Origin of the sequence: Syntrophaceticus schinkii (genome assembly GCF_000946815.1) — a bacterium.
Lineage (GTDB): Bacteria > Bacillota > DSM-12270 > Thermacetogeniales > Thermacetogeniaceae > Syntrophaceticus > Syntrophaceticus schinkii.
This window is the reverse complement of sequence record NZ_CDRZ01000144.1, coordinates 1-1,038: the sequence shown is the minus strand read 5'-3', so window position 1 is coordinate 1,038 and position 1,038 is coordinate 1. Positions and strand designations below refer to the sequence as shown.

Annotated in this window: 1 pseudogene; it reads left to right on the top strand. The window is 49.9% G+C overall.

The features are described from left to right. Nucleotides 1–971, top strand: a pseudogene (locus SSCH_RS06505) (RelA/SpoT family protein); the annotation flags it as partial. Between the last annotated feature and the right edge of the window lie 67 nt (nt 972–1,038).

The following is a 1,038-nucleotide window of genomic DNA, read 5'->3' as shown; positions in this document are numbered from 1 at the left end:
GGCGGAAGAGTAGCACAGGAGACCCTGGAGATCTTTGCTCCTGTGGCACATCGCCTGGGTATCTATAGGATCAAATGGGAGCTTGAAGACCTGTCATTTCGCTATTTGGAACCTGAAAAATATTATGAGATGGTGGAGAGAATCGCCAAAAAACGCCGTGAGCGGGAGGACTATATCAATCTTGTGGTCGCTAAGCTCAGGGAGAAGCTTGATCAAGCGGGAATGACCGGCGGAGATTTCGGGCAGGCCAAAGAATTTCTACAGCATTTACCGTAAAACCATAGAACAGGAGAAGGATCTCTCGGAGATCTATGATTTGATTGCAGTAAGAGTTAATTGTCAATACAGTCAAGGAGTGTTATGCCACCCTGGGGATAGTTCATACCATGTGGAAACCCATTCCAGGGCGTTTTAAAGATTATATTGCCATGCCTAAACAGAACATGTATCAGTCACTGCATACCACCCTGATTGGGCCGCTGGGAGAGCCTTTTGAGCTGCAGATCCGCACCTTTGAGATGCACAGGACCGCTGAATATGGAATTGCCGCCCACTGGAGGTACAAAGAAGGGGGGCGCCCCACTGATGAAGAGTTCGAGAAGAAGCTTTCCTGGCTGCGCCAGATCCTAGACTGGAATCACGAGTTGAGGGATGCCAGGGAGTTTATGGAGTCCCTCAAGATAGATCTTTTTTCAGATGTTGTTTTTGTCTTCACCCCCAGGGGTGATGTCCTGGAATTGCCCTTCGGTTCAATACCCGTTGATTTCGCTTACCGCATTCACACGGAAGTGGGTAACCGCTGTATTGGGGCGAAGGTCAACGGCAGAATCGTGCCTTTAGACTACCGGCTGAAAAACGGGGATATCGTGGAAGTCCTAACCTCCAAACAGAGCGGTGGGCCCAGCCGCGATTGGCTTTCTATTGTTAAGACCTCTCAAGCGAAAAACCGGATCAGGCAGTGGTTTAAAGAAGGAAACAAAAGGGCATAGCCCGGCTCACCGCTGCAGCAACAGCACAGGCGCCGGAAATTGCCAGATG